Source organism: Microcystis aeruginosa LEGE 91341 (assembly GCF_015206885.1).
Taxonomy (GTDB): Bacteria; Cyanobacteriota; Cyanobacteriia; order Cyanobacteriales; family Microcystaceae; genus Microcystis; species Microcystis aeruginosa_H.
In genome coordinates, this window is sequence record NZ_JADEXY010000047.1 from 1 (window position 1) to 23,513 (window position 23,513).

Genomic DNA, 23,513 nt, shown 5'->3' on the forward strand with positions numbered 1-23,513 from the left:
CGAATTCCTACAATAATTTAGGTAATGTTTACTATTCCCTAGGAGAATACCAAAAAGCGATCGAGTTTTATCAACAGTCTTTAGCAATCACACGGGAAATCGGTAATCGGGGGGTTGAAGCGAAATCTTGGTTTAATCTGGGGTTTACCTACTATAAACTCGATCGTATATCGGAAGCGAAAGAAGCATATCTTCAAGCGCGGGAATTATATCAAGCATTGGGGTTAGCAGCGGATGTTCAAAAGTGCGATCAGGCAATTCGGAGATTATAATTAACCAGTTGCGATCAAGTAAAAATTTGTTGCTTACCCCTTGACTTTTGCTTGTTTTAATGATAGGAATTAGCGGACTTGATTGCTTATAAGTGGTAGCTAGACATAATTGACTCCTGACTCCCGACATATCTTAAGTTAGGTTTTTTCCTTAGCGAGAATAAAGACGCTGCCCTCGCTGCCGCGGCCGATGCGGAGATCTTCATCGAGATAGGTGATATCAAGCCAACCTTTTTGTTCGCGATTATTGAAAGAAAAATCGAGGGGAGGAAATTTTTTGCCACTTTCGATCGCGTCGATAAATTCTTGGGGAGAATGATAATTGAGAAAACGTTGCAAACCGAGGATCGATCGCTCAAATTTGACCATGACTCGACGCTCGGAGGTGGGTTCAAAGGTAGCGGCGACGATCACTGCTCCTTCTAACCAAGGTACGCCAGTAATTTCAGCAATATTATAGAGTTTTGCCTTGTTCAGGTCGAGATATTGATAAATTTGCCCTAATTGAAAAAAAGGTAGGCGATCTAGTCCCAGAATGTCGCGGCTGCTGGTGAATAGTAAACGCCAATTGCCCCCTAATAGTTGTTTAACTTCGAGGGGATGAGGATGGGGATTGTGATCCTCCAATTGTTCGATCGCCGCTAAAATCCGCACGCGGTCGCTTTCCGTGGCCAGGAGTCCGCGATTTCTACCAGCGATCAACTCCAGTAATTTCGCTTTGGCATCCATAGAATAGACCTCTTGTAAAAATCAAAAATTGTTGTTAGGGTTAGGAGTCAGTAGCCAGTAGTCAGTAGCCAGGAGAATTAAGAATGAATAATAATCAATTAAATAGTCTATTTAAAGATTTTATGCAATTTAATCCTTATTTGTACCGTTTTTGAACCCTCAAAAATTAATTATGCAAGAGGTTTAATCTCCCTTACTTTTATAAACTGCCTCGACCCGCTAGGTACTCGATCGAGGTTTTTGGTGGTTCCAAGAGGTTTACTCGCGCCGATGATTTGAGAGTTTCAACGGGATTTTAACCTCGGTGAGCGGCATTTTTAACTGTTGGCCTCACTATTTTAACACGGATTAAATGCCCCGGTTTTAAAACTTTTTCATAACCGTAATTAAGTGAGCGAAATAGGGAGCAATTGCGGTTTTTTCTGAGTCACTAAAATGATCTAAACCGTATTGTTTTAAGGCTTCTAACCCCGAAATCATCGCCCGTAATGGTACTGATAGTATCTAAATCCCTATCACTGAGATAGCGAGTTTGATCATCCGCTTGTTGCCAAATAGCGATCGCTGCTTGCTGATAGGGCTAATTAGAGACTTGCGCTTTGATAATGTACCTTTTGGGCGAACGCAGTTCGCCCCTACATTGTGGACAAAATTGGTTACTTTAGGGGCGCAATGCTTGCGCCCTCCGAGCGCTCAGGTTTGCTGATCACTCTAAGTAGGGGGAGAGCCTTAGAGCACCTCCGCAGCTAAGGGACTTGCGATTTTCTGGCTGGGATATTATTCCCACGCAAGTCCCTTAGCGAAACTGATGATTTTCGCTTTTGGGATTAATTGCTGGGCGCGTTCACTCAAAGGCATCGATCGCTCTCCGTCGGGTCAGATTAGGCGGTTAAGATCTCTTTTACCATAAATGATCGAAAAATTAGCGATAACTAAAGATTTTTTGCAATCTGCCGGGGAGGATCGCTTACAATTAACAAAAGCTAATTCATTATATTTTGATCATCATGTCAGTTTTAATAGCGATCAGTGTACTTGCCCTATTAATTGTCGTTCACGAATTAGGTCATTTTGCCGCTGCTCGTTGGCAATCTATCCATGTTAATCGCTTTTCCATCGGTTTTGGTCCAGCTTTAGCTAAATATCAAGGTAAAGAAACAGAATACGCCCTCCGCGCCATTCCTTTAGGGGGTTACGTTGGTTTTCCCGATGACGATCCCGATAGTCAAATTCCCAATAACGATCCTGATTTATTACGCAATCGTCCTGTTTTCGATCGAGCTATCGTCATTAGTGCCGGAGTAATTGCTAATTTAATTTTTGCCTATTTTTTGCTTGTTACCCAAGTCGCTACCGTGGGTTTTCCCCAAATTAACTATCAAGAAGGGGTAATTATTCCAGAGGTTTTCACCTCGGAAAATTCCGTCGCTAAACAAGCGGGAATACAAGCGGGTGATATCGTTCTCGCTATCAATGATCAGCCCCTTGGTGCTTCTCAAAATGCCATTATTGACTTCCGTGACATTATTCAATCTTCCCCCAATCAACCCCTAAAATTAACCATCAAACGCCCCACAGAAACTCTCGATTTAATCGTTACTCCGGAATTGGGAAGTGATGGTCAGGGTAAAATTGGTGTTAAATTGGCTCCCAACGGTGAAGAAACTCGCATGAAAGCCGATAGTTTTGGTCAAGCTTTTAGTTTAGGTGCGGGTGAATTTCAACGACTAACCCTATTAACCGTTCAAGGTTTTGGGCAGTTAGTTAGTAACTTTAAAGACAGTGTTCAACAGGTAGCAGGACCAGTTAAAATTGTCGAATACGGAGCCGCGATCGCTCGTAATGATGCGGGTAATCTTTTTCAATTTGCCGCCCTAATTAGTATTAACTTAGCGGTGATTAATATTCTGCCTTTACCTGCTCTTGATGGTGGTCAGTTGGTATTTTTATTAATCGAGGCTTTAGTAGGTAAACCTCTCCCAACTAAACTGCAAGATAACATCATGCAAACAGGTCTAGTTTTACTCTTAGGATTGGGAGTTTTCTTAATCGTGCGCGACACAGCTAACCTAGCAGTTTTTCAGGATTTATTCCAGTGATGGCTCCTCGAAAAAAAACTCAGCTTCAACTGCACGCCCTAGAGATTTTAAGCAACTTAAAGCAATTATATCCAGAGGCAACCTGTAGCTTAAATTATCAAACTCCCGTGCAGTTATTGGTGGCAGTTATTCTCTCGGCACAATGCACTGATGAGCGGGTAAATAAGGTGACTCCTGCTTTATTCGCTCGTTTTCCCGATGCTAAATCCTTAGCTTTTGCCGAGCGAGAGGAGTTAGAAACCCTGATTCGTTCCACGGGATTCTATCGCAATAAAGCTAAAAATATTCAGGGTGCTTGTCAAAAAATCCTCAAGGATTTTCAGGGGGAAGTACCCAAGACAATGGCAGAATTATTAACTTTACCCGGAGTAGCTAGAAAAACGGCTAATGTGGTACTCGCTCACGCTTACGGGATTATTGAGGGGGTGACAGTAGATACCCACGTTAAGCGCTTAAGTAATCGTTTGGGTTTAACTACTAATAACGATCCGGTGAAAATTGAACGGGATTTAATGGCTTTACTACCTCAACCAGATTGGGAAACTTTTTCTATTAGTATTATTTACCACGGCCGGGCGGTTTGTAAAGCGAGAAATCCCGCTTGTTTTTCCTGTCAATTAGCCCCTCTTTGTCCCACAGCAAACAGTAAACAGTAAACTGTAAACTCACACCTGATAACTGATAACTGAATCACTGATAACTGATAACTGATGACTGATAACTGATGTGGGGGGCTATAATGGGAAAAAATAACTCATCCATCAATCTTATGAGTCAAGGATCACGGCAAGAAATAAAAACCCAAGCAATAATCCTCGCTACCTTTGTGGCGATTTTTTGGCTGTTAGAGATTTTAGATCAATTTGTTTTTCGGGGCAGTTTAGACTATTTCGGGATTATTCCCCATCAAGTCATCGGATTGCGGGGTATTCTTTTCGCACCTTTCCTACACGGGGACTTTCCCCATCTTATTGCTAATACGGTTCCTTTCCTGATTCTCGGTTGGTTGGTGATGTTACAGGAAACCAGTGACTTTTTTATTGTGACTGGGTTAACTATGCTGGTGGGGGGGTTAGGAGTCTGGTTATTTGCTGCTCCCGGATCCATCCATATCGGGGCAAGTATCTTGATTTTTGGCTATTTAGGTTTTTTATTACTGCGGGGCTATTTCCAGAGAAATATTCCTTCTATACTCTTGTCAATTCTAGTCTTTTTACTCTACGGTGGCACAATTTGGGGCGTTTTGCCTTCCCGTCCGGGGATTTCTTGGCAAGGACATTTATTCGGTTTTCTAGGCGGGGTTTTAGCCGCCAAATTAATCGCCACCGAAAAGAAACATTATTCTTAAATGGGGGAACCTTCTATCTCGCTACATACTTCGTAAAAATCGGTGACAGGCGGTTTCGCAAATAGAGGAGCCATGGATTTCAGCAATAATTCATGGGCTTCGCTTTTATTTGCCTCCATATCATCGATTTTATCCCAGATAATTACGGCAATTCCTTCGTCGGTTCCGGGTTTTTGCAACAGAAAAGCCCCCTGGAATCCCGTAGAATAGGTGGAAACGGCCTTTTCGTAGAGTTTTTGGGCCTCGGAAAAACACCCCGGTTTAAATTCACCAATAGCCACATAGGCATATTTATGTTTGAGAAAATCGAGAAATTCTGGCATGGCAATCAGGGGAAATGGAATAAATCTTTCTTTCTACTCCTATTAAAACTTAGATCGATCGCTCCCCCTGCCCCATCGACATATTTTTTTAACTAAGCTTGCCCCAATTGTCTCTTTTTTTTGTTAGCTTATATGTAGTCGTTATGAGTTCGTATAAATTCTATGATCAAAATCGTTGGTATTAATGGCAGTTTACGCCCAGGATCCTATAGTGCGATGGCGTTAGAAGTTGCTATCAGTCGAGTAGGGGCGTTAGGAGTAGAAACGGAGATAATTGACCTGAGAAAACTCTCTTTACCCTTCTGTAACGGGGGAGATGACTATTGTGACTATCCCGATGTGGCCAAAATGCAGCAAACGGTTAAATCGGCAGCGGGATTAATTTTGGCGACACCGGAATATCATGGCAGTGTGAGTGGTGTGATGAAGAATGCCCTAGATTTAATGAGTTTTGAGGAGTTATCGGGAAAGGTTGCGGGGTTAATCAGTGTTTTAGGCGGCCAATCCAATAGTAACGCCCTAAATGATTTAAGAATTATTCTCCGTTGGGTTCATGCTTGGGTAATTCCCGAACAAATTAGCTTAGGACAAGCGTGGAAAGTCTTCAACGAAGACGGAAAAATCCTTGACGAGAAGCTTTCCCAACGTTTTGACGCTTTTGCTGCAAGTTTAGTCGATAATACGCGTAAACTCAACGGGATCTAGTAATATCGATGGTGATTTTACCAGTGAAATGGGGAATTGGGGCGGCGGGTTTCGATAATTGTACTCTTACCTGTCGCACTCGATCGAGTTGTAGGATATCCTCAGCGATGACTGTGGCCAATTTTTCCACTAGGGCAAATTTGCCGGTTTCAATCTGGTGTTTGACAATTTCGATCGCCTGTCGATAATCTAGGGTATCTTCAATTGCGTCACTTTTGCCAGCAATGCTGATATCAACTTCTAGGGATAAATCCACCTCAAACCATTGACCTAAAACCTGTTCTTCGGCCAGATATCCTGTGTAACCGTAGGCACGAATTCCTGTAACGTGAATAGTATCCATAGATAGTTAAATTAAAAAACTGGTAGCGTTGGTCACAAATTTACGAGAAACTCTATAAGTAAAAAGCAATCTCGGAGTCTGGAAGTCTCCTCAAGTATTTTTACATTTTTGCAAAGGAATGTTAAGTTTTAGGGTATTAAATGAGTAACCTTGATAGCCATGGCTCCTAAAATAGCAGGGATTATCTGTACCCACAACCGCGATCACTACCTAGAGGGAGCGATCGATAGTCTTTTGGCGCAAACCTGCCCAGATTGTGAGATTTTAGTGGTTGATAACGCATCTACCGATAAAACCCGTCAAGTGGCCGAGTCGCGTCTGGGAGATGGGCGCCTAAAATATGTTTACGAACCTATTTTAGGGCTATCTACCGCCAGAAATCGCGGGGCCAAGGAAACTAGAGCACCTATTTTAGCTTATTTGGATGACGATGCGATCGCTAGTCCTCAATGGTTGCAAATTCTGTTAAATGCCTACGAAAATAACGAAAAACTGGCAGTAGCAGGGGGAAAAGTCACCTTAATTTGGCCGCCGGGCTACAGTCAACCCAATTGGTTATCCGATCAGTTAGCAGGGAGTTTAGGGGCTTTCGATTTGGGCGACAATGTGGTATATATCAGCCAAGCGGATTTAACTCCGCGAGGGGTTAATTACTCAATTCGGCGGGATTTCTTGGAGAATATTGGCGGTTTTGATCCTAATTTGGGAAGAATCGGCAAAAAACTTCTCTCTAACGAGGAATTATACACTACAGAACTGGCACTGGCCCAGGGATGGCAAGTGGGCTATTTTCCCGCAGCACTGGTGGAACACAATGTTGCCCCAGAAAGAATCAATCGTCAATGGTTTATGCGTCGCAGTTGGTGGCAAGGCATCAGCGAACACTACCGGGAAGAAGTGGCAGGAAGAACGGGACTGGCTCAATTTGGGCGAGGAGGTGAGCGATTGGTGAGAGGATTGGTTAAATCTGTCAAATTTATCAATGATCCTGCTAAAAGCTTTGATAATCTTCTCTATGCCTATGGACAAATCGGTTATTTAAGCGAAGCCGTCAAGGCGATGTTAACTCCGCAAAAGTAAATTATTGTAAATAAATGGGTAAAAAAGCGTTAATTTGTGGTATATCGGGGCAGGATGGAGCCTACCTAGCCGAATTACTGTTAAAAGCAGGCTATACAGTTTGTGGCACCTCCCGCGATGCCCAAATGTCCTCTTTTAGCAACCTGAAACGTTTGGGAATCAAGGAACAGGTAAAACTAGAATCAATGTCACTGAATGACTTTCGCAGTGTCCTACAGGTGTTAATTAAAATTCAGCCCGATGAGGTCTATAATTTGGCTGGACAAAGTTCTGTGGGTTTATCTTTTGAGCAGCCAGTGGAAACCTTAGAAAGTATTGCCACGGGAACCTTAAATCTCTTAGAAGCAATTCGATTTACCGGAGCAAAAATTAAATTATATAATGCGGGATCGAGTGAGTGTTTCGGGGATATCGGCGATAATTCTGCCGATGAAAATACCCCTTTTCGTCCTCGCAGTCCCTACGCTGTGGCCAAATCGGCGGCTTTTTGGGAAGTGGCTAATTATCGAGAAGCCTACGGAATTTTTGCCTGTTCAGGCATACTTTTCAATCATGAATCTCCCCTACGTCCCGAGCGCTTTGTTACCCAAAAAATTATCGCTGCCGTGGCTAGAATTGCCCAAGGAAATCCCGAGACTTTACACTTAGGAAATATGGATATTGAAAGGGATTGGGGTTGGGCGCCGGAGTACGTTGAAGCGATGTATTTAATGCTGCAACAGGAGCAACCCGATGATTATGTCATTGCCACGGGAAAAAGTTCAAAACTAGAGGATTTTGTCGCCACAGCTTTTGCTACTGTTGGTTTAAATTGGCAAGATCATGTAATTTCCGATCGAAGTTTATTAAGACCAACAGATTTAGCTATTAGTCGCGGTAATCCCCGCAAAGCTAAGGAAAAATTAGGTTGGCAAGCAAGATACAAAATGACCGATATTGTCCGCATGATGGTGGAAAATCGTTTAGGGAAATAGCTATGAATATCTTAATGATTAGTTCCACCTTTCCCTATCCACCCAGCAAAGGAGAAACTCAGGGCAGAACTTTTAATTTACTCAAGTATCTCAGCAAAAATCATGATATTACTGTCATCGTTCAGCCTAATACTGATGTTATACTAAATCCGTTGAGCATAGGCTACTTATGAGGAGAGGCAAGAGGCAGAGGGAAAGAGGCAAAAGGGGGAATAAATAATCAGTTTTTAATAAACGAATTTAGTATTAGCAATGAGGAGGTAGAAAAGTTAGGTAAATTTGTTAGTGAATTGGTAATTTTTACCCGTACTCGAGATGCCAAAACTGGAATAATTGCTAAACTGCAAAGATTAGCTCAATCCTGCAACAAGAGATGCAAAACTGGATAGATAGGGCAGTTAATAGTCAAAAATTCTCAGTAATTACCAGTGAAAATAGTGCTAATAAAATTTATATTCGTCCCCAATGTAAAAAGCAAATTAGGACAGTAATTTATCTACATAGTTACCTATATATATCAAACCTGCAAAATTTAATTAGAAATCGGGGTTTCTAGTCAAGAATTCCGGGATAGTCCCTACCTTCCTCTTCTGCGTCGCTATGAACAAAAAACTGTGCAGAAATTCTCAAAAATTATCGTCAGTACTTTATCTAGTTCGAGATTGTTATGGTTTTGAAAATATTGAGCAAGTTACTGATAAAATAAATTAAAATTAAGATACTGATAAGAGGAAAATTAAATCTATGAATACCGAAATTTTTCAGCAATTTTTTGCCTATTGTGTCGGTAGTTGGCAAACCGAAAGAACCTATCATTATCTAGCTGCTCAAGAAGTGGAACGTTCCCGCACTGAATTTCTCATTCAACCCCTCACCAGGGAGATTAAACAGAAAGTTCTGACAGATAATCACTATGCTGATATTGCGGATTTAGAAAGTATTCCGGGGTTTAATTTAGGTTTTTATACCATCTCGGAAAAAGGAGAAGAAGTGCGACAAAATCTTAATCTTTTATTTGTGGTTAAAACAGAAAATAACGGTTATTTAGAAGGGGATTATCTTCGCGATCGCGCCTACGAAGAAGCAAGACCAATTATCTCCGCTTTTCGCTTTGATTCCACCACCAGAGAGTTATTAATGACCACCAATTATACTCGCAGTGTTTCCGTGGATTCAATTACTTTAATCAATCCAGACCTGCGAATTCGCAAAATTATTAACTATCAACGTCCCCAGGAGGGGGAACCCTTAGAAAAAGTTCTCTTGGTCGGTTTTGGGGTTGAGTGTAAAGTCAGTTAAAAAAAATATTTCTTCTCCCCCCTTGATTCTCCAGTCAAGGGGAGATTTTATCATGGAGTAACGATAGGATTAAGGAGCAAAAATAATGCTCAAAATCGGTCAACTTTCCCTAGAAAGTGGTGTTTCGATTAAAACAATTCGTTATTACGAAGAATTAGGACTAATTCAGTCCCCTGAGAGGACAGAGGGACAATTTCGCCTATTTACTCCCGATACTGTCCATCGCTTGCTATTTGTCAAAAGATTGCAGTCCTTGGGTTTGAGTCTGCAAGAGATCCGCGAATGTTTAGTAATTCATGACCATGGAGAATTACCCTGTGGAGATATTCAGGAAAAATTAATTAAACATATTGCTGAGATCGATAAACAAGTGGAACAATTGCTTTTATTGCGTCAACAATTAACCGAAACCCTGCAAGGATGGACGGATACACCTGTAAAAAACGATCAATTTATTTGCCCTAATCTCAAGGTTTAACTATCATGAAAAAGTTAATTTTATTGGTAACTGTAGCACTGATTTCTACTCCTGTCATTGCTCAACATTTACATCTTGGTTCACCTCAACCTCATACTTTACAAGCAATTTCTGACAATATACCAGCTTGGATGTATAACAAGCAACGTAATCATATTTATCCCCAAAGAGGGGTTTATAATAATGCAATTTATAATGTCAGAGATTTAGCTTTAGACTTAAATGCGATCGCTGTTGGTCATGCCTTTGCTTACGAAGATATCGTAACAGGAAAAGCGAAAGATTTAGAAACTAAGACATACCAAAAAATTAATTGGGTTTTAAAAAATCCGCCTAAATTTATGCCCGACGAGGGCAATATTTCCCCAACTTTTGGCAGAAAATACGGCGTTTTAGAACAGGTCTTCGAGTGGGCGCATATTTTCCATGCTCAAACCGTTGATGTTTTAGCCAGCAGCAAATTAACCAACGAGGAAAAAGAAGCAGAAATTGAAAAATTATATCAATTTTACTTGACAAAAGTTCCCTATGCTATTACTGGATTACCGATGAATATGGGTTATCTGGATTCCCAGCCCTATTCTAAAGCTTTTCGGCAGAAATATCCGAAAGTAAATGGCTTATTTTGGGGCTACCATTGGTTACAAGGAACAATGTATGACTTGCTCTATGAAAAGACGCTAGAAGAACAAAAACAAGCTTATAAACAGGTGGGCAAACAATACCATAGTCAGGAATTGTATCGCACCGATCGAGCTTTTATGCCCATGTTTGCCGAACTTAGTCCCAAGTTTGCCCGACGTTTTCCCGCAATATCTAACACCTTCGATAACCTGCATATGTTGCACGATATGGTTAATGATATTCTGGCATCAGATTGGCTAACTCCCCAACAAAAATACGAACAAATTACCCGCGCTATTTGGTTAGTAATGGCTGCTAATCATCGGGAAATGGAAGCAGGAAAAAATTATGGTGGTGAAGGACTACATGATCATCGTTTTGAGTCAGGAATTCCGGGTATGGGATTAATGCCAGCAGATATTTCTCACGAAGGTCATAATCACGAAAATCCTGATAATTCCGAGAAAAAACCTGATGATTCTCAGGGACATGAGGGAGAAGATCACCAACACCATAACCACGAAAATCACTCTCCAGAAATCCCTCCTAATACGGAGAAAAAACCTGACCATAGCAATGCTCAAGAGGAACCGAGAAAATGAGAAGATTTTTATTAATTGCTGTGAGTTTAGTCGTTAGTTTAACTAATCCAGTTTTTGCCAACGATCATAATAATCTGGATTCTGGTCGTCCCCTTTCTTTTGATGATGCTGAAAGTCTCGGTTTTGGAGAACAATCTATAGAATTTGGTACTGGGTTAGTCTTTCCTGAAAACAGCAATGTCGGTGGTGAATTTGATATTGAATACCTCAATGGTATTATTCGTAATGGTCATATTATTATCGGTATTGATCCACAAGTGGGAGGACGAGTTAATAGTGATGACACGGATTTTGATGTGGGGAATTTATCCGTAGGTTTTTTCTATAATTTCAATCGCGAATACGATAATGTTCCTGCTTTTGCTATTCGTACCGATGTGGGATTACCGACGGGAAATAATGCTAGTGGATTAGATTTTCGTCTGCGGGGAATTGCCAGTAAAACTGTCGGTCAATTTGATCGCTTGCATTTTAATCTCGATTTAAACATAAAAACTGACCCCGATAACGGCGATCGATCTTTTTTACCCGCTGCCATTCTCGGTTATTCGCGACCGATTGGTTATCCGAAACGTTTTGATCGCACTTTTCTAGCAGAATTGGGCGTAATTACCAGTGATAATAGTAATGGTGGGGCTTTAATTCGCACTGGTATGGGAATTCGTCAGCAAATTAATCGTCAAGGTGTGATCGATTTCGGTATTGAGGGAGATATTGCCACTAATAGCCATGACCAAAGTCAGTTAAAGCTAAAAATTGGTTATTCTTTCGGATTTTAGCCTAGTAAACTGAAGATTAATCTTCAGGTGATAGGATGCCATTATGATACTAAATCTGGTTATTAAAAACTGATTATTTATTCACCCTTTTGCCTCTTGCCTTTTTCCTGTCCTCATAAGTAGCCTATACTCAACGGATTTATGGCAAAAAATGGGTTATTTAGGACGCTTTCAATTTTCAAACTCTTATCGGTCAAGGGTTTCAGCGATTGATTGTCCTAACCACCCCGCTCTTTGCTATAGTATAAAGCATTGAAAGGTTTTGTCCTTTACATCAAAAAAGGAATAGAGCCTGAAACTCTACTCCTCAATCAAAAATTGCAGTTAATTTCTAACCCTATACTACCACAGAAGTCAAAGCTTCTTTGAGGATAGCGGCTTTATCGGTCTTTTCCCAGGGTAAATCGAGATCATTGCGACCAAAATGACCATAAGCGGCCACATCTTGGTAAAAACGCTCGCCTCTTTCACTAGGTAAACCGCGCAGGTTAAAGGTTTGGATAATGCCGGCCGGACGGAGTTCAAAGTATTTATTGATTAAGTCCAGAATCACATCATCGGCGACTTTGCCAGTGCCAAAGGTTTCCACAAAGACGCTCACCGGACGAGCTACCCCAATCGCGTAACCCACTTGAATCTCGCACTTATCGGCCAAACCAGCAGCGACGATATTTTTAGCCACATAACGGCAAGCATAGGCCGCAGAGCGATCGACTTTGGTAGGATCCTTACCGGAGAAAGCGCCGCCACCGTGACGAGAATAGCCACCGTAGGTATCGACGATAATTTTCCGTCCCGTTAATCCCGCGTCGCCTTGGGGTCCACCAATGACGAATTTTCCGGTGGGATTAACCAGATAACGGGTATTGGCATCGGGTTTAATCTCTAAATCGCTGAAAACTGGCTCTACTACCGCTTTCCAGAGATCACTTTTAATCTTTTGTTGGACGAGATCATTATCAGTGATATCGCCGATACTAGCATCGTGTTGGGTAGAAACAAGGATAGTATCGATACCCACGGGACGACCATCTTCATAAATGACCGATACTTGCGTTTTGCCGTCGGGACGCAGATAGGACAGTTCACCCGTTTTTCTGACTGCCGCTAGACGGCGAGCGATGCGGTGGGCTAAACTAATCGGTAAGGGCATAAATTCGGGGGTTTCATTGCAAGCGAAACCGAAGACAATACCCTGGTCTCCCGCACCAATTTTATCGAGTTCATCATTGCTGAGAAGTTCGCGATTTTCCTGCGCAGCCGTGACACCCTGGGAAATATCGGGAGATTGTTCGTCTAAAGCGACTAAAACGGTGCAGCTATTGGAGGAAAAGCCGTTATCGGCGTTGATATAGCCAATTTCAGCGATTTTCTTGCGAACTAAATCGACGAAGTGAACCTGTGCTTTCGAGGTGATTTCACCAGTAATCAAGACTAACCCTGTATTGACAACCACTTCAGCCGCTACACGACTGTGGTCATCTTGGGATAACAGAGCATCGAGAATAGTATCAGAAATCTGGTCACAAATTTTATCGGGATGTCCCTCTGTAACCGATTCGGAGGTGAACAAATAACGTTTAGACAAGTGATGTCCCTCACATAGTAGTACATTTGAACGTAAAAAGATTCCAAGAAATCTTTGATCATACAGTGTAACAGGGAATTTGTAGAGATCTAGTATTTTCAATAAGAAACCGCCCGAACATTGTCCGGACGGAGTGTGGTGTGAGGAGTGAACGGAAACTTTCGTCTCCGCTAATTCCATTGTAGAGGACAACTTAGAATCTTGAACGACTTGAAACAAACTGGCCAAAAAAATTTTTATTTCTTTAAGGGGTTGACTAATGACCGATCCCCGTCTCGATGATGTAGCCTGAGTAATAGAGGTCGCAGAGCTATATGCCAAGATTATGACAGTCACAGCCGATTATTTAGAACAACTCAATCCTTCTCAGCGCATTGCTGTGGAGCATTTTTGCGGCCCCTTGTTGGTGGTTGCTGGAGCAGGATCGGGAAAAACCAGCGCTTTAACCTATCGTATCGCCCATTTGATCCGTCATCACGGGGTCGATCCGGAAAATATTCTCGCGGTCACTTTTACCAATAAGGCTGCCCGGGAAATGAAAACGAGAATTGAAAAAACTTTTGCTCAACAAAAAGCACAGGAAAAATACGGTCAAAGATTAGAACTTTTGGAAGAATACGAACAGAAAAAACTCTTTTCTCAAGTTTATCGGAATTATACTAAAAAACTCTGGATCGGGACTTTTCACAGTCTTTGCGGTCGGATTTTGCGCTATGACATTAATAAATATCAGGATGAATATGGTCATAGTTGGCAAAGGAATTTCTCAATTATGGACGAATCGGATGCCCAGAGTTTGGTGAAAAATATCGTCACTAAACAAATGAATTTAGACGATAAAAAATTTGATGCTCGCAATCTACGTTATGCGATTAGTAATGCCAAAAATTTAGGTTTAACCCCCACAGATTACGCCAGAGAAAACCCTCATTTTCGGGGAAGGGTCATTTCTGAGGTTTATCAGGCTTATCAGATGCAATTGGCACAAAATAACGCCTTAGATTTTGATGATTTGATACTGATTCCAGTCCGTCTTTTTCAGCAAAATGAATCTATTCTCGGTTATTGGCACACGCAATTTAAGCATATTTTAGTCGATGAATACCAGGATACTAACCGGATTCAGTACGAGTTAATTAGGCTTTTGTCCACCAATGGTGAAACGAAAAAAAATGAATGGAATTGGACGGATCGATCAATTTTTGTGGTGGGTGATGCCGACCAATCTATCTATAGTTTTCGGATGGCAGATTTTACTATTCTGCTCAATTTTCAAGCGGACTTTGGCGATGGTTTACCCGATGATGATACTCGCACGATGGTGAAATTACAGGAAAACTATCGTTCACGGGAAAATATTCTGCAAGCGGCCAATAAATTAATTGAAAAGAATAGTCAAAGAATCGATAAAGTCCTTGTTCCCACCAGAGAAGGAGGCGAGAGTATCTATGTTTTTAAAGCCAGAGATGAACAGGAAGAAGCGGCTTTCGTTATCGATAAAATCAGAGAATTTACCCAAGAAAACCCCGAATTAAATTGGGGGAGTTTTGCCATTCTCTACCGAATTAATGCCCAATCTCGTCCCTTTGAAGATGGGTTAATTCGCAATAATATCCCCTATAATATTGTCGGTGGATTTAAATTTTATGATCGACAGGAGATTAAAGATGCGATCGCTTATTTACGAGTGATTGCCAATCCTGCTGATACCGTTAGTTTACTGAGAATTATTAACACTCCCCGGCGCGGTATTGGTAAAACCACAATCGATAATTTGCTCAAAGCTGCCCAAGAATTAGGAGTACCTTTATGGGAAATTATCAGTGATGAAACTTCCGTTAATACTCTCGCTGGTCGTGCCACTAAAAGCATCAATAAATTAGCTAAAACTATCCAAAACTTGCAAGAAAAAATCACCGATTTATCCGCTAGTGAAATCCTAGACCAAATCATGGAAAATTCGGGATATATTGACGAATTAAAACAGCAGGGAACCGAGGAAGCTGATACCCGGATCGAGAATATTCAAGAATTGTATAGCGCTGTGGTACAATTCCAAGAGGAAAACGAAGAAACCAATCTCCAGGAATTTCTCGCTAGTGCTAGTTTAGCCTCGGATTTAGATAATCTTCAGGAAGGTCAAGAAAAAGTCTCGTTAATGACCCTTCATTCTGCCAAAGGTTTAGAGTTTCCTATCGTCTTTTTAGTCGGTTTAGAACAGGGCATTTTTCCCCATAATCGTAGTTTAAACGATCCCATTGCCCTTGAGGAAGAACGCCGTTTGTGTTATGTGGGAGTGACTCGGGCCAAGGAACAATTATTTTTAACCTGCGCAAAAGAAAGATATGTTTGGGGAAATAAAGAGATGAAGGTAGCTTCCCAATTTTTGCAGGAATTGCCCCCAGAATTGCTCACAAGCAACCTGAAACCGAAAAAGACCCCAAAAGTGGTTCCTATGGAAAAAGCTGTCTCTGATCAAAGAAAATGGCAGGTAGGCGATCGAGTGTTACACTCTACTTTTGGCGAAGGAGAAGTGACGCATATCCTCGGTACGGGCAAAAAAATGAGTCTAGCGGTCAAATTTTCGGGTTTAGGTCAGAAAATCATCGATCCTCGCACCGCACCCATGCAACTTATCCACGAATAGGGAAGGACTTTAAGGAGTATTGCTAATCTCTACAATTATTGTTCCTTGCTCTAGTTGTTTCAACGCATCGGGTAAAGTAGCTGTCAGTAATCGCCGCAGATTCTGATTTGTGACATTACCACAGGTTAACCATAAAATTTGAGGAGGTGTTCCCAGACGACAAACCAAATCAATAAAGTCACTATCTTTCGTCATAATCACGGCATTTTCCGCTCGCGCTGCTGCAAAGATGTCGATATCTTGAGCATCTCGAAGGGATAAGTCTCGCAGGGACGATGCTTCTAAATCAAAGGTCGCTGATAACCAGCTTGCTAGAGTTGGAGGTAGTTGAGCATCAATCCAAATTTTCATGCCGTTAGTTTAGGAAAATCCGTACACCGTGCTGCAAAAAGTAAACAAGCTTGGATATCTGCGAGTTCCAAATCGGGAAAGTCTTCTAGAATTTCAGTTATGCTCACATTCTCCGCTAACATTTCCAAAATATCCGTTACTCGAATTCGCATCCCCCGAATACAAGGACGACCACCACACTGGCCGGGTGTTTGAGTAATGCGGGTAAGCAAGCTAACTGTTGAGTCCATAGAACGCATCTCGAAGATATTTAGTCTGCATTTAATTATCTTATCTGGTAATCCTAACAACCAATCCCTAACAGCCAACTGACACCCCCTGATTCCTCAACTCCGATCGCTACCTGCTGTTAAAATAGAGAATTGCGGTCAGACTAACGATAAAATTGAGAAGCTAAATCCTTGATTCTTAATAGTTGTTGAGAAACTTTCCGCCTACTATCGCAATTATCCGATAATATGGGCAACAGCGAGTTAGTCTATTCAGTCTGTTAAAATTGACCCCCGTTGGTCGTATTCGCGCACTGTCTAACCTTTATGATGAGGATCAGTTAATATGGAATCAATGCAACCCACCGAAACACAAAATCCGATTAGAACAGATTTACCCGGGTCTCTGAGCAAACCCAGCAGCAGCAGCACCGAACAGATTTGGTCTGAATATGTAGAACCAGTTTGGGATTCGGTAATGTCCTATCTGGCTAATGTCCCCGATTATATCGGTAGTTTCTTCTCTGGATACAAAAAACCTTTAATCGTTCTGGGGGCAATTTTAGCGAGTTTTGTCACCGTAAAAGTTACCCTAGCGGTTTTAGATGCGATCGATGATATTCCCCTCCTTGCTCCTATCCTACAATTAGTTGGGATCGTTTACACTGGTTGGTTTGTCTGGCGCTATCTGCTCAAAGATGAAAATCGTCGCGAGTTATTAGCCGAAATTGATGCACTAAAAGCGCAAGTTTTTGGCAGTCACAATAACACTTTATAGATAGAATCAAGCATAAAAAACAAAGGAGTTGAGTGTTTCCGCTCAACTCCTTTGTTTTTGCACAACAGCTTACACTAGAGTTCTTGCATAAGTAGGGTTTGCGGCAAAAAGCCGGTTTCACCGATAGGTTATTACCCGAATGCTTCGCCCCTAGAGGACGCGGGCCGATGAAGACGCAAGGTTTAGAAGTACGATTCTCTCAAAATCTTGCACCTGTTTCGCGAGAAAAGCCACAAAACCGCTACCTTGCCTACATTTCACATTTATTCAGCAAACCCTAATTAATTTTTGAGAGGGCAAAAATGAGAAAAATAGACATAAAACTGCCTAAAATCTCTAAATAGAGCATTTAATTGATTAATGCTCATTCTTAATTCTCCTGACTCCTGACTCCTGACTCCTGACTCCTGAATCCTGACTCCGTTCGGCTGAGCTCACGGCCGAAGCCTAACCCCACCAACAAACTTTTTCAGCAAACCCTAGCTTAACACCATAGTTCGGGAACCCGTACCGATCGAGCCGTTGTCAGGGGGCCTTCTATTTCGGTAAATTAGCACTCGGAAGGTAAGAGTGCTAATCTGGAAAAGGCACTTACCCAAATACAAGACAAACGGAGGATATTCCATGGCTGCAGTCAGCATCAATGTAACAACTGTTAAACCCCTAGGCGATCGAGTTTTCGTTAAAGTTAGCCCCAGCGAAGAAAAAACCGCCGGTGGCATTTTCCTTCCCGATGCCGCTAAAGAAAAACCCCAAATCGGAGAAGTCGTGGCCGTCGGCGCTGGCAAACGCAACGATGACGGTAGCCGCACCCCTGTGGAAGTAGGTGTGGGTGACAAAGTTCTCTACTCCAAATATGCAGGAACCGATATCAAACTTGGTGGCGAAGAATACGTTCTCCTCTCCGAAAAAGACATTCTCGCCTCCGTTTCCTAATCATCTACCCTTGAAAACCCCTATTTTGCACGAATAACGATACATTATGGCTAAATCTATTATCTACAACGAAGATGCTCGTCGCGCCCTAGAAAAAGGCATGGATCTGCTGGCCGAAGCGGTAGCCGTCACCCTTGGCCCCAAAGGTCGTAACGTCGTCCTCGAAAAGAAATTTGGCGCACCCCAAATCGTCAATGATGGCATCACCATCGCTAAAGAAATCGAACTGGAAGACCATATCGAGAACACCGGTGTGGCTTTAATTCGCCAAGCCGCCTCAAAAACCAACGATGTAGCAGGGGATGGTACAACTACCGCCACCGTTCTCGCCCACGCTATCGTTAAAGAAGGTTTACGCAACGTCGCCGCCGGTGCTAACCCGATTTCTCTGAAAAAAGGGATCGATAAAGCTGCCGATTTCCTCGTCAGTCAAATCGCTAAACACGCGAAACCCGTAGAAGATTCCAAAGCGATCGCACAAGTGGGCGCTATCTCTGCCGGTAACGATGATGAAGTAGGTCAAATGATCGCCTCGGCCATGGATAAAGTCGGTAAAGAAGGCGTAATTTCCCTAGAAGAAGGGAAATCGATGACCACCGAACTAGAAATCACCGAAGGGATGCGTTTTGACAAAGGTTATATCTCTCCCTACTTTGTCACCGACACCGAACGCATGGAATGCGTTTTTGAAGATCCCGCTATTCTGATTACCGACAAAAAAATCGGTTTAGTGCAGGATTTGGTTCCCATTCTCGAACAAGTGGCCCGTCAAGGTAAACCCCTAGTAATTATCGCCGAAGACATTGAAAAAGAAGCTTTGGCAACCCTAGTGGTTAACCGTCTGCGCGGTGTTCTTAACGTCACTGCGGTGAAAGCCCCTGGATTTGGCGATCGCAGAAAAGCGATGTTAGAAGATATCGCCGTCTTAACCGGTGGTCAAGTAATCAGCGAAGATGCGGGTTTAAAACTGGAAACCACCAAAATTGATAGCTTAGGTACGGCCCGTCGTATCACCATGAACAAAGATACTACCACCATCGTCGCCGAAGGCAACGACGTGGCAGTGAAAACCCGTTGTGAGCAAATTCGCCGTCAAATCGAGGAAACCGATTCTTCCTACGATAAAGAAAAACTGCAAGAACGTCTGGCTAAATTAGCCGGGGGTGTGGCAGTGATTAAAGTCGGTGCCGCTACGGAAACGGAAATGAAAGACCGCAAATTGCGCCTAGAAGACGCAATTAACGCCACTAAAGCAGCCGTAGAAGAAGGTATCGTCCCCGGAGGTGGTACTACTTTAGCTCACCTGGCTCCCCAATTGGAAACTTGGGCCAAAGAAACCCTACACCATGAAGAATTAACCGGTGCTTTAATCGTTTCTCGCGCCATTGCTGCTCCCTTAAAACGGATCGCTGAAAATGCCGGCCAAAACGGTGCAGTTATTGCCGAACGAGTGAAAGAAAAGCCCTTTAATGTCGGTTATAATGCCGCTACTGGTGAGTTCTCCGATATGTTTGAGGCGGGTATCGTTGACCCCGCAAAAGTGACTCGTTCTGCCCTACAAAATGCCGCTTCTATCGCCGGTATGGTTTTAACTACCGAGTGTATTGTGGTGGATAAACCCGAAAAAGAAAAAGCCGCTGCTCCAGGCGGCGGTGGTGACTTCGACTATTAGTAATTAGTCTATTTTTTCTCGACTCGATCGCACTTAAGTGATCGAGTTTTTTTTGATGAAAAAACATCACTTCAGGTTAAGGAAAGTACAATTTTATCCCCGGCGCTTTTTCCTTGCGGTAAAATATTGATAGCTCGATCGGGTATCCCGATTTACAGCCCACCATGCGGAACAAATCTGGATTGTTAACTTATACCACGATGTCGAAAAAAGCGAAAGGATTCGGTCAGTCGCCAACTCCCACGAGAAAATTTAAGGATTTTCTCCTTGCTTTTGGGGATTTTTATCGAAAAAATTCCAAAGATGAAACGAAGCTACAGCAATTTTTAAAAGCAAATATTAATAAATTAGATGATTTACTTTCAGACGCTTTACCTTTAGTCTTCACAAGCTTAATCGCCGATAAATCAATAGACGAGCGAGAAAAAATAGCCAGCCTTTTCGAGAATTTTGCTGTCACCATTGACAAGTTTCCGTTAGGCGATCGAGCAACAAATTTAGAATTAAGTATTATTGCTCATAATCTCAGCCTAAAAATTTACACCCGCAAGGATTCCCCCGAACATTGGGCGCAAATCCTCAATAACCTTGCCCTCGCTTACAGTAATCGAATTTCGGGCGATCGGTCGGAAAATCTAGAGAAAGCGATTGAACTGTACGAGCAAGCTTTAGAAGTCTATACCCGCGAGAATTCCCCCGAACATTGGGCGCAAATCCTCAATAACCTTGCCCTCGCTTACAGCGATCGAATTCGGGGCGATCGGTCTGAAAATCTAGAGAAAGCGATCAAACTGTACGGGCAAGCTTTAGAAATTAGAACCCGCGAGAATTTCCCCGTCGATTGGGCGATGACCCTCAATAACCTCGCTATCGCTTACAGTAATCGAATTCGGGGCGATCGGGCGGAAAATCTAGAGAAAGCGATCGAACTGTACGGGCAAGCTTTAGAAATTAAAACCCGCAAGAATTCCCCCGAACATTGGGCGACAACCCTCAATAACCTCGCTGTCGCTTACAAAAACAGAATACTGGGAGATCGGGCTGAGAATCTAGAAAGGGCGATCAAACTGTACGAACAAGCTTTAGAAGTCTATACCCGCGAGAATTTCCCCGAAAATTGGGCGATGACCCTCAATAACCTCGCCAACGCTTACAGTAATCGAATACTGGGCGATCGTGCGGAAAATCTAGAACGGGCGCTCGAACTGTACGAGCAAGCTTTAGAAGTCTATACCCGCGAGAATTTCCCCGTCGATTTGGCAAGAATCCTTAATAACCTCGCTATCGCTTACAGTAATCGAATACTGGGCGATCGGTCAGAAAATCTAGAGAAAGCGATCGAACTGTACGGGCAAGCTTTAGAAGTCTATACCCGCGAGAATTTCCCCGAAAATTGGGCGATGACCCTCAATAACCTCGCTATCGCTTACAGTAATCGAATACTGGGCGATCGGGCTGAGAATCTGGAGAAAGCGATCAAACTGTACGGGCAAGCTTTAGAAGTCTATACCCGCGAGAATTTCCGCGAAAATTGGGCGAAAAGTCAGCATAATTTGGCCAATGCCTATCGCGAGCGAGTTTTAGGAGAGCGGAAGGACAATTTAGAACAGGCGATCGATCTCTACAATCAAGCCGCTCAAATCTTTACTCGCGCCGCACTTCCCGTGCAATGGGCAGAGAATCAAGGGGATTTGGCAGAAGCTTTGATGCAACGGGATAACCCCGGCGATCTCGATACTGCGATCGCTCTACTCCAAGAAGCTCCAGAAGTCTCCCCCGCAGGTTGTCAAGATTTTATTGACTCTCAGTATCGATTAGGAATAGCTCTTTCTCAAAGGTATGATCGCGACAAAAATTTCGACGATCTCCGACAGGCTTTAGTAGCTTATAAAACCGCCCTAGATCTGATTAGTCCCGAACATTACGATCGAAAAGATATCTGGAAAGCGCTGCCCACTACCCAAACCATTCTCGGTAGTCGTCTGGTGCGGGATGGCGAATGGCAGCAAGGGTTACAACTGTTGTTAAATAGCGTCAATCAACTTAGCACCAGTGACGATCGCCTAGCCCATGCGAACGCGCTCTACCACACCGGCCGCGCCTACGAAGTTCTGTCCGATCGAGAGAAAGCCCGTCTCTACTATCGCGATGCCCTGCGTTGGTACGAATATTTACAGGATTTACCCGGAATCGCCAAAAGTCGCGCCGGATTGGGGACTGTTTTCGTATCCCAAGGACATCTAGAGAAAGGAATGGAGGAACTCGATCGAGCGAAGGCAATCTACCGACAACTACCACAGACCGATCCCGATAAAGTGGAGGAGATAGACATTATTTATCAAGCTTCTCGACGGGCGATCGAACGACAAACCAGCGAGGTATATTTATGACAAGTGCCGATGATCTTTTTAAGCAATCCTTTGACAATATCCAACGGTTAGGACTGAAGGAAATCCCCTTTACCGAAAGCCCGATCGATTTAAACAGCGATACCCTCGATCGTGTTTTTACCGGGCGAAAAAATGAATTGACGCGGGTGTTTAATCTGTTCCAAAGTCGCGAGCGTCGTCGGATTCTGGTTTCCGGTCGTTTAGGAATCGGCAAAAGTGCTTTTTTACTGGAAGCATTGTCGGTTATACGCCGCAATCGTCCGCAAATGTTGACTACCTATATATCTCTACCCGCAGGTTTAGATATCGCCACTACAGCACTGATCGCCCTCGCTAGAGCGATGCCAAATGACGATTGGGCGCAGCGTCAACTCCATCAGATGGGAATTCCCACCGCCAAAGTGTTAAAAGAACGCGGGGCGGAAGTGGGGGCTAATGCAATCCTTACGGGTAAACTTACCGAGAAAGATTTACCGCTCACGAAATTTCAATATCCGACTGTGAGCTTCGATACATTGTTAGAGCGGGCGCAAACAATATATCCGCAGGGGATTCTGATCGCGATCGATGATCTAGATAAACAAAATCCTAGTGTGGTACGGCAAATGATGCACGACGCGCAGGGAATGTTAAAAGGTCGGGCTTGGTTTATGCTGACGGCGCACCCCATCGGGATGACGGGAGATTTATTAACCAGTGAACGCGGTTTATTCGACTTGCAATTGCCGCTAGAAGAACTAGATGCGGATACCACATACCAGATGTTAATTAACTATCTCAACAGTGCCAGAATTAAAAACGATTGTACCGATCCGAAAGATGACAGGTGTGTACTTCCCTTTTTACCGGACGCGGCAAGAAGTTTTTGCGAGGTTTCTCTCGGCAGACCCCGTTTGTTCAACCGCTTGGGGAATATTGTACTCTCCACTGCGGCCGATCTTCAGGTTAAAACAATCACAATGGAAGTTCTCGAACAAGGATTAAGAGCAGCCGAACAGGATTTCCGACAACAAGCGGCCTTAAACGCCAAAGAGGAAAGAATTCGTCTGCTTTTGCAACGCAAAGGTAATATCTCCGACGATTCGATCACCATCGATGAGCTTGAAAGTTTAGGTTTTCGGGCATTTAGTGATATTTTGCCCTTTCTAGAAAGATTGGAAGAAGCTGATCTAGCTCAAAGGTTAAATCAAGAGGATGTGACGGTTTTCGAGCCGATCCTTCTCCCTCCGGCGGATTGAAGGGAAAACGAAAATACACCGGCAAAAATCGATCGCTGTTCCCAGAAAA

General features: G+C 43.0%; 24 protein-coding genes. 17 read left to right on the top strand and 7 right to left on the bottom strand.

Translation table 11 applies throughout. The features are described from left to right. A partial coding sequence (locus tag IQ234_RS09245) for a tetratricopeptide repeat protein (protein WP_193956876.1) occupies positions 1-272 on the top strand: 272 nt, incomplete at its 5' end. A gap of 138 nt (positions 273-410) precedes the next feature. On the opposite strand, the gene IQ234_RS09250 is transcribed toward IQ234_RS09245, so the two are convergent. Beyond that, positions 411-1,001 (bottom strand): PAP/fibrillin family protein, encoded by a 591-nt coding sequence (locus tag IQ234_RS09250; RefSeq protein WP_002747500.1) that lies wholly within the window; start codon positions 999-1,001, stop codon positions 411-413. A gap of 363 nt (positions 1,002-1,364) precedes the next feature. Further along, the gene (locus IQ234_RS21945) at positions 1,365-1,481 is read right to left on the bottom strand and encodes a hypothetical protein (RefSeq protein ID WP_228008441.1); all 117 of its coding nucleotides are present in this window, start codon (positions 1,479-1,481) and stop codon (positions 1,365-1,367) included. Positions 1,482-2,008: 527 nt separating this feature from the next. On the opposite strand from IQ234_RS21945, the gene rseP reads away from it, so the two are divergent. From rseP to IQ234_RS09270, 3 genes are all read left to right on the top strand, one after another. Beyond that, a complete protein-coding gene (gene rseP / locus IQ234_RS09260) occupies positions 2,009-3,100 on the top strand; it encodes an RIP metalloprotease RseP (RefSeq protein WP_193956877.1) in 1,092 nt (363 codons plus the stop codon). Beyond that, positions 3,100-3,756 carry an endonuclease III gene (nth, locus tag IQ234_RS09265; protein WP_193956878.1) on the top strand — a complete coding sequence of 219 codons (657 nt, stop codon included), beginning with the start codon at positions 3,100-3,102 and terminating at the stop codon, positions 3,754-3,756. Before rseP ends, nth begins: the two co-directional genes overlap by 1 nt. A gap of 83 nt (positions 3,757-3,839) precedes the next feature. Beyond that, positions 3,840-4,448, top strand: coding sequence for a rhomboid family intramembrane serine protease (locus tag IQ234_RS09270; RefSeq protein ID WP_104396021.1), 609 nt, complete (start codon positions 3,840-3,842; stop codon positions 4,446-4,448). Here the strand turns inward: IQ234_RS09270 and IQ234_RS09275 are convergent. Beyond that, a complete protein-coding gene (locus tag IQ234_RS09275; RefSeq protein ID WP_002759792.1) occupies positions 4,445-4,771 on the bottom strand; it encodes an antibiotic biosynthesis monooxygenase family protein in 327 nt (108 codons plus the stop codon). The genes IQ234_RS09270 and IQ234_RS09275 overlap by 4 nt on opposite strands. Before the next feature lie 162 nt (positions 4,772-4,933). Between IQ234_RS09275 and IQ234_RS09280 the strand changes: the two genes are divergently transcribed. Then, entirely contained in the window at positions 4,934-5,476 is a 543-nt protein-coding gene (locus tag IQ234_RS09280) for an NADPH-dependent FMN reductase (RefSeq protein WP_193956879.1), read from the top strand. On the opposite strand, the gene folB is transcribed toward IQ234_RS09280, so the two are convergent. After that, a complete protein-coding gene (folB, locus tag IQ234_RS09285; RefSeq protein ID WP_002755742.1) occupies positions 5,463-5,819 on the bottom strand; it encodes a dihydroneopterin aldolase in 357 nt (118 codons plus the stop codon). The genes IQ234_RS09280 and folB overlap by 14 nt on opposite strands. Positions 5,820-5,978: 159 nt before the next feature. Here folB and IQ234_RS09290 point away from each other — a divergent pair, with 159 nt between their 5' ends. The 6 genes from IQ234_RS09290 (at position 5,979) to IQ234_RS09315 (ending at position 11,655) form a co-directional block, all read left to right on the top strand. Continuing rightward, positions 5,979-6,899 (top strand): glycosyltransferase family 2 protein, encoded by a 921-nt coding sequence (locus tag IQ234_RS09290; protein WP_193956880.1) that lies wholly within the window; start codon positions 5,979-5,981, stop codon positions 6,897-6,899. A 14-nt stretch (positions 6,900-6,913) separates the two neighbouring features. Next, positions 6,914-7,873 (top strand): GDP-mannose 4,6-dehydratase, encoded by a 960-nt coding sequence (locus IQ234_RS09295; protein ID WP_193956881.1) that lies wholly within the window; start codon positions 6,914-6,916, stop codon positions 7,871-7,873. 744 nt (positions 7,874-8,617) lie between these two features. Then, positions 8,618-9,172, top strand: a complete 555-nt coding sequence (locus tag IQ234_RS09300; protein ID WP_193956882.1) for a phycobiliprotein lyase — start codon at positions 8,618-8,620, stop codon at positions 9,170-9,172. 85 nt (positions 9,173-9,257) lie between these two features. Beyond that, positions 9,258-9,650: a MerR family transcriptional regulator gene (locus tag IQ234_RS09305; protein WP_193956883.1), complete on the top strand. Its 393-nt coding sequence runs from the start codon at positions 9,258-9,260 to the stop codon at positions 9,648-9,650. 5 nt (positions 9,651-9,655) lie between these two features. After that, a complete protein-coding gene (locus IQ234_RS09310; RefSeq protein WP_193956884.1) occupies positions 9,656-10,876 on the top strand; it encodes a hypothetical protein in 1,221 nt (406 codons plus the stop codon). After that, positions 10,873-11,655: a hypothetical protein gene (locus IQ234_RS09315; RefSeq protein ID WP_193956885.1), complete on the top strand. Its 783-nt coding sequence runs from the start codon at positions 10,873-10,875 to the stop codon at positions 11,653-11,655. The genes IQ234_RS09310 and IQ234_RS09315 overlap by 4 nt, the downstream gene beginning before the upstream one ends. A gap of 337 nt (positions 11,656-11,992) precedes the next feature. Here the strand turns inward: IQ234_RS09315 and metK are convergent, their stop codons facing one another. Further along, a complete protein-coding gene (gene metK / locus IQ234_RS09320; protein WP_193956886.1) occupies positions 11,993-13,243 on the bottom strand; it encodes a methionine adenosyltransferase in 1,251 nt (416 codons plus the stop codon). Between the two features lie 325 nt (positions 13,244-13,568). Here metK and pcrA point away from each other — a divergent pair, with 325 nt between their 5' ends. Next, on the top strand, positions 13,569-15,890 hold the full coding sequence (pcrA, locus tag IQ234_RS09325) for a DNA helicase PcrA (protein ID WP_193956887.1): 2,322 nt from the start codon (positions 13,569-13,571) through the stop codon (positions 15,888-15,890). Positions 15,891-15,899: 9 nt separating this feature from the next. Here the strand turns inward: pcrA and IQ234_RS09330 are convergent, their stop codons facing one another. Beyond that, the gene (locus IQ234_RS09330; RefSeq protein WP_193956888.1) at positions 15,900-16,241 is read right to left on the bottom strand and encodes a DUF5615 family PIN-like protein; all 342 of its coding nucleotides are present in this window, start codon (positions 16,239-16,241) and stop codon (positions 15,900-15,902) included. Beyond that, positions 16,238-16,471: a DUF433 domain-containing protein gene (locus IQ234_RS09335; RefSeq protein ID WP_039899814.1), complete on the bottom strand. Its 234-nt coding sequence runs from the start codon at positions 16,469-16,471 to the stop codon at positions 16,238-16,240. The genes IQ234_RS09330 and IQ234_RS09335 overlap by 4 nt, the downstream gene beginning before the upstream one ends. 325 nt (positions 16,472-16,796) lie before the next feature. Here IQ234_RS09335 and IQ234_RS09340 point away from each other — a divergent pair, with 325 nt between their 5' ends. The 5 genes from IQ234_RS09340 (at position 16,797) to IQ234_RS09360 (ending at position 23,464) form a co-directional block, all read left to right on the top strand. Continuing rightward, the gene (locus IQ234_RS09340) at positions 16,797-17,228 is read left to right on the top strand and encodes a CAAD domain-containing protein (protein WP_002769850.1); all 432 of its coding nucleotides are present in this window, start codon (positions 16,797-16,799) and stop codon (positions 17,226-17,228) included. 624 nt (positions 17,229-17,852) lie between these two features. Further along, positions 17,853-18,164 carry a co-chaperone GroES gene (gene groES, locus IQ234_RS09345; protein WP_002769848.1) on the top strand — a complete coding sequence of 104 codons (312 nt, stop codon included), beginning with the start codon at positions 17,853-17,855 and terminating at the stop codon, positions 18,162-18,164. A 46-nt stretch (positions 18,165-18,210) separates the two neighbouring features. Further along, positions 18,211-19,836, top strand: coding sequence for a chaperonin GroEL (gene groL / locus IQ234_RS09350; RefSeq protein ID WP_002744527.1), 1,626 nt, complete (start codon positions 18,211-18,213; stop codon positions 19,834-19,836). 200 nt (positions 19,837-20,036) lie between these two features. Then, complete coding sequence (locus IQ234_RS09355) at positions 20,037-22,226, top strand: tetratricopeptide repeat protein (protein WP_416209675.1); 2,190 nt, start codon at positions 20,037-20,039, stop codon at positions 22,224-22,226. Further along, positions 22,223-23,464 (top strand): hypothetical protein, encoded by a 1,242-nt coding sequence (locus IQ234_RS09360; protein ID WP_193956890.1) that lies wholly within the window; start codon positions 22,223-22,225, stop codon positions 23,462-23,464. The genes IQ234_RS09355 and IQ234_RS09360 overlap by 4 nt, the downstream gene beginning before the upstream one ends. Positions 23,465-23,513 lie beyond the last annotated feature (49 nt).

Coding starts and splice junctions, on each gene's coding strand:
- IQ234_RS09250 (WP_002747500.1), bottom strand. CDS start 1,001: ATGGATGCCAAAGCGAAATTACTGGAGTTGATCGCTGGTAGAAATCGC.
- IQ234_RS21945 (WP_228008441.1), bottom strand. CDS start 1,481: ATGATTTCGGGGTTAGAAGCCTTAAAACAATACGGTTTAGATCATTTT.
- rseP (WP_193956877.1), top strand. CDS start 2,009: ATGTCAGTTTTAATAGCGATCAGTGTACTTGCCCTATTAATTGTCGTT.
- nth (WP_193956878.1), top strand. CDS start 3,100: ATGGCTCCTCGAAAAAAAACTCAGCTTCAACTGCACGCCCTAGAGATT.
- IQ234_RS09270 (WP_104396021.1), top strand. CDS start 3,840: ATGGGAAAAAATAACTCATCCATCAATCTTATGAGTCAAGGATCACGG.
- IQ234_RS09275 (WP_002759792.1), bottom strand. CDS start 4,771: ATGCCAGAATTTCTCGATTTTCTCAAACATAAATATGCCTATGTGGCT.
- IQ234_RS09280 (WP_193956879.1), top strand. CDS start 4,934: ATGATCAAAATCGTTGGTATTAATGGCAGTTTACGCCCAGGATCCTAT.
- folB (WP_002755742.1), bottom strand. CDS start 5,819: ATGGATACTATTCACGTTACAGGAATTCGTGCCTACGGTTACACAGGA.
- IQ234_RS09290 (WP_193956880.1), top strand. CDS start 5,979: ATGGCTCCTAAAATAGCAGGGATTATCTGTACCCACAACCGCGATCAC.
- IQ234_RS09295 (WP_193956881.1), top strand. CDS start 6,914: ATGGGTAAAAAAGCGTTAATTTGTGGTATATCGGGGCAGGATGGAGCC.
- IQ234_RS09300 (WP_193956882.1), top strand. CDS start 8,618: ATGAATACCGAAATTTTTCAGCAATTTTTTGCCTATTGTGTCGGTAGT.
- IQ234_RS09305 (WP_193956883.1), top strand. CDS start 9,258: ATGCTCAAAATCGGTCAACTTTCCCTAGAAAGTGGTGTTTCGATTAAA.
- IQ234_RS09310 (WP_193956884.1), top strand. CDS start 9,656: ATGAAAAAGTTAATTTTATTGGTAACTGTAGCACTGATTTCTACTCCT.
- IQ234_RS09315 (WP_193956885.1), top strand. CDS start 10,873: ATGAGAAGATTTTTATTAATTGCTGTGAGTTTAGTCGTTAGTTTAACT.
- pcrA (WP_193956887.1), top strand. CDS start 13,569: ATGACAGTCACAGCCGATTATTTAGAACAACTCAATCCTTCTCAGCGC.
- IQ234_RS09330 (WP_193956888.1), bottom strand. CDS start 16,241: ATGAAAATTTGGATTGATGCTCAACTACCTCCAACTCTAGCAAGCTGG.
- IQ234_RS09335 (WP_039899814.1), bottom strand. CDS start 16,471: ATGGACTCAACAGTTAGCTTGCTTACCCGCATTACTCAAACACCCGGC.
- IQ234_RS09340 (WP_002769850.1), top strand. CDS start 16,797: ATGGAATCAATGCAACCCACCGAAACACAAAATCCGATTAGAACAGAT.
- groES (WP_002769848.1), top strand. CDS start 17,853: ATGGCTGCAGTCAGCATCAATGTAACAACTGTTAAACCCCTAGGCGAT.
- groL (WP_002744527.1), top strand. CDS start 18,211: ATGGCTAAATCTATTATCTACAACGAAGATGCTCGTCGCGCCCTAGAA.
- IQ234_RS09355 (WP_416209675.1), top strand. CDS start 20,037: ATGTCGAAAAAAGCGAAAGGATTCGGTCAGTCGCCAACTCCCACGAGA.
- IQ234_RS09360 (WP_193956890.1), top strand. CDS start 22,223: ATGACAAGTGCCGATGATCTTTTTAAGCAATCCTTTGACAATATCCAA.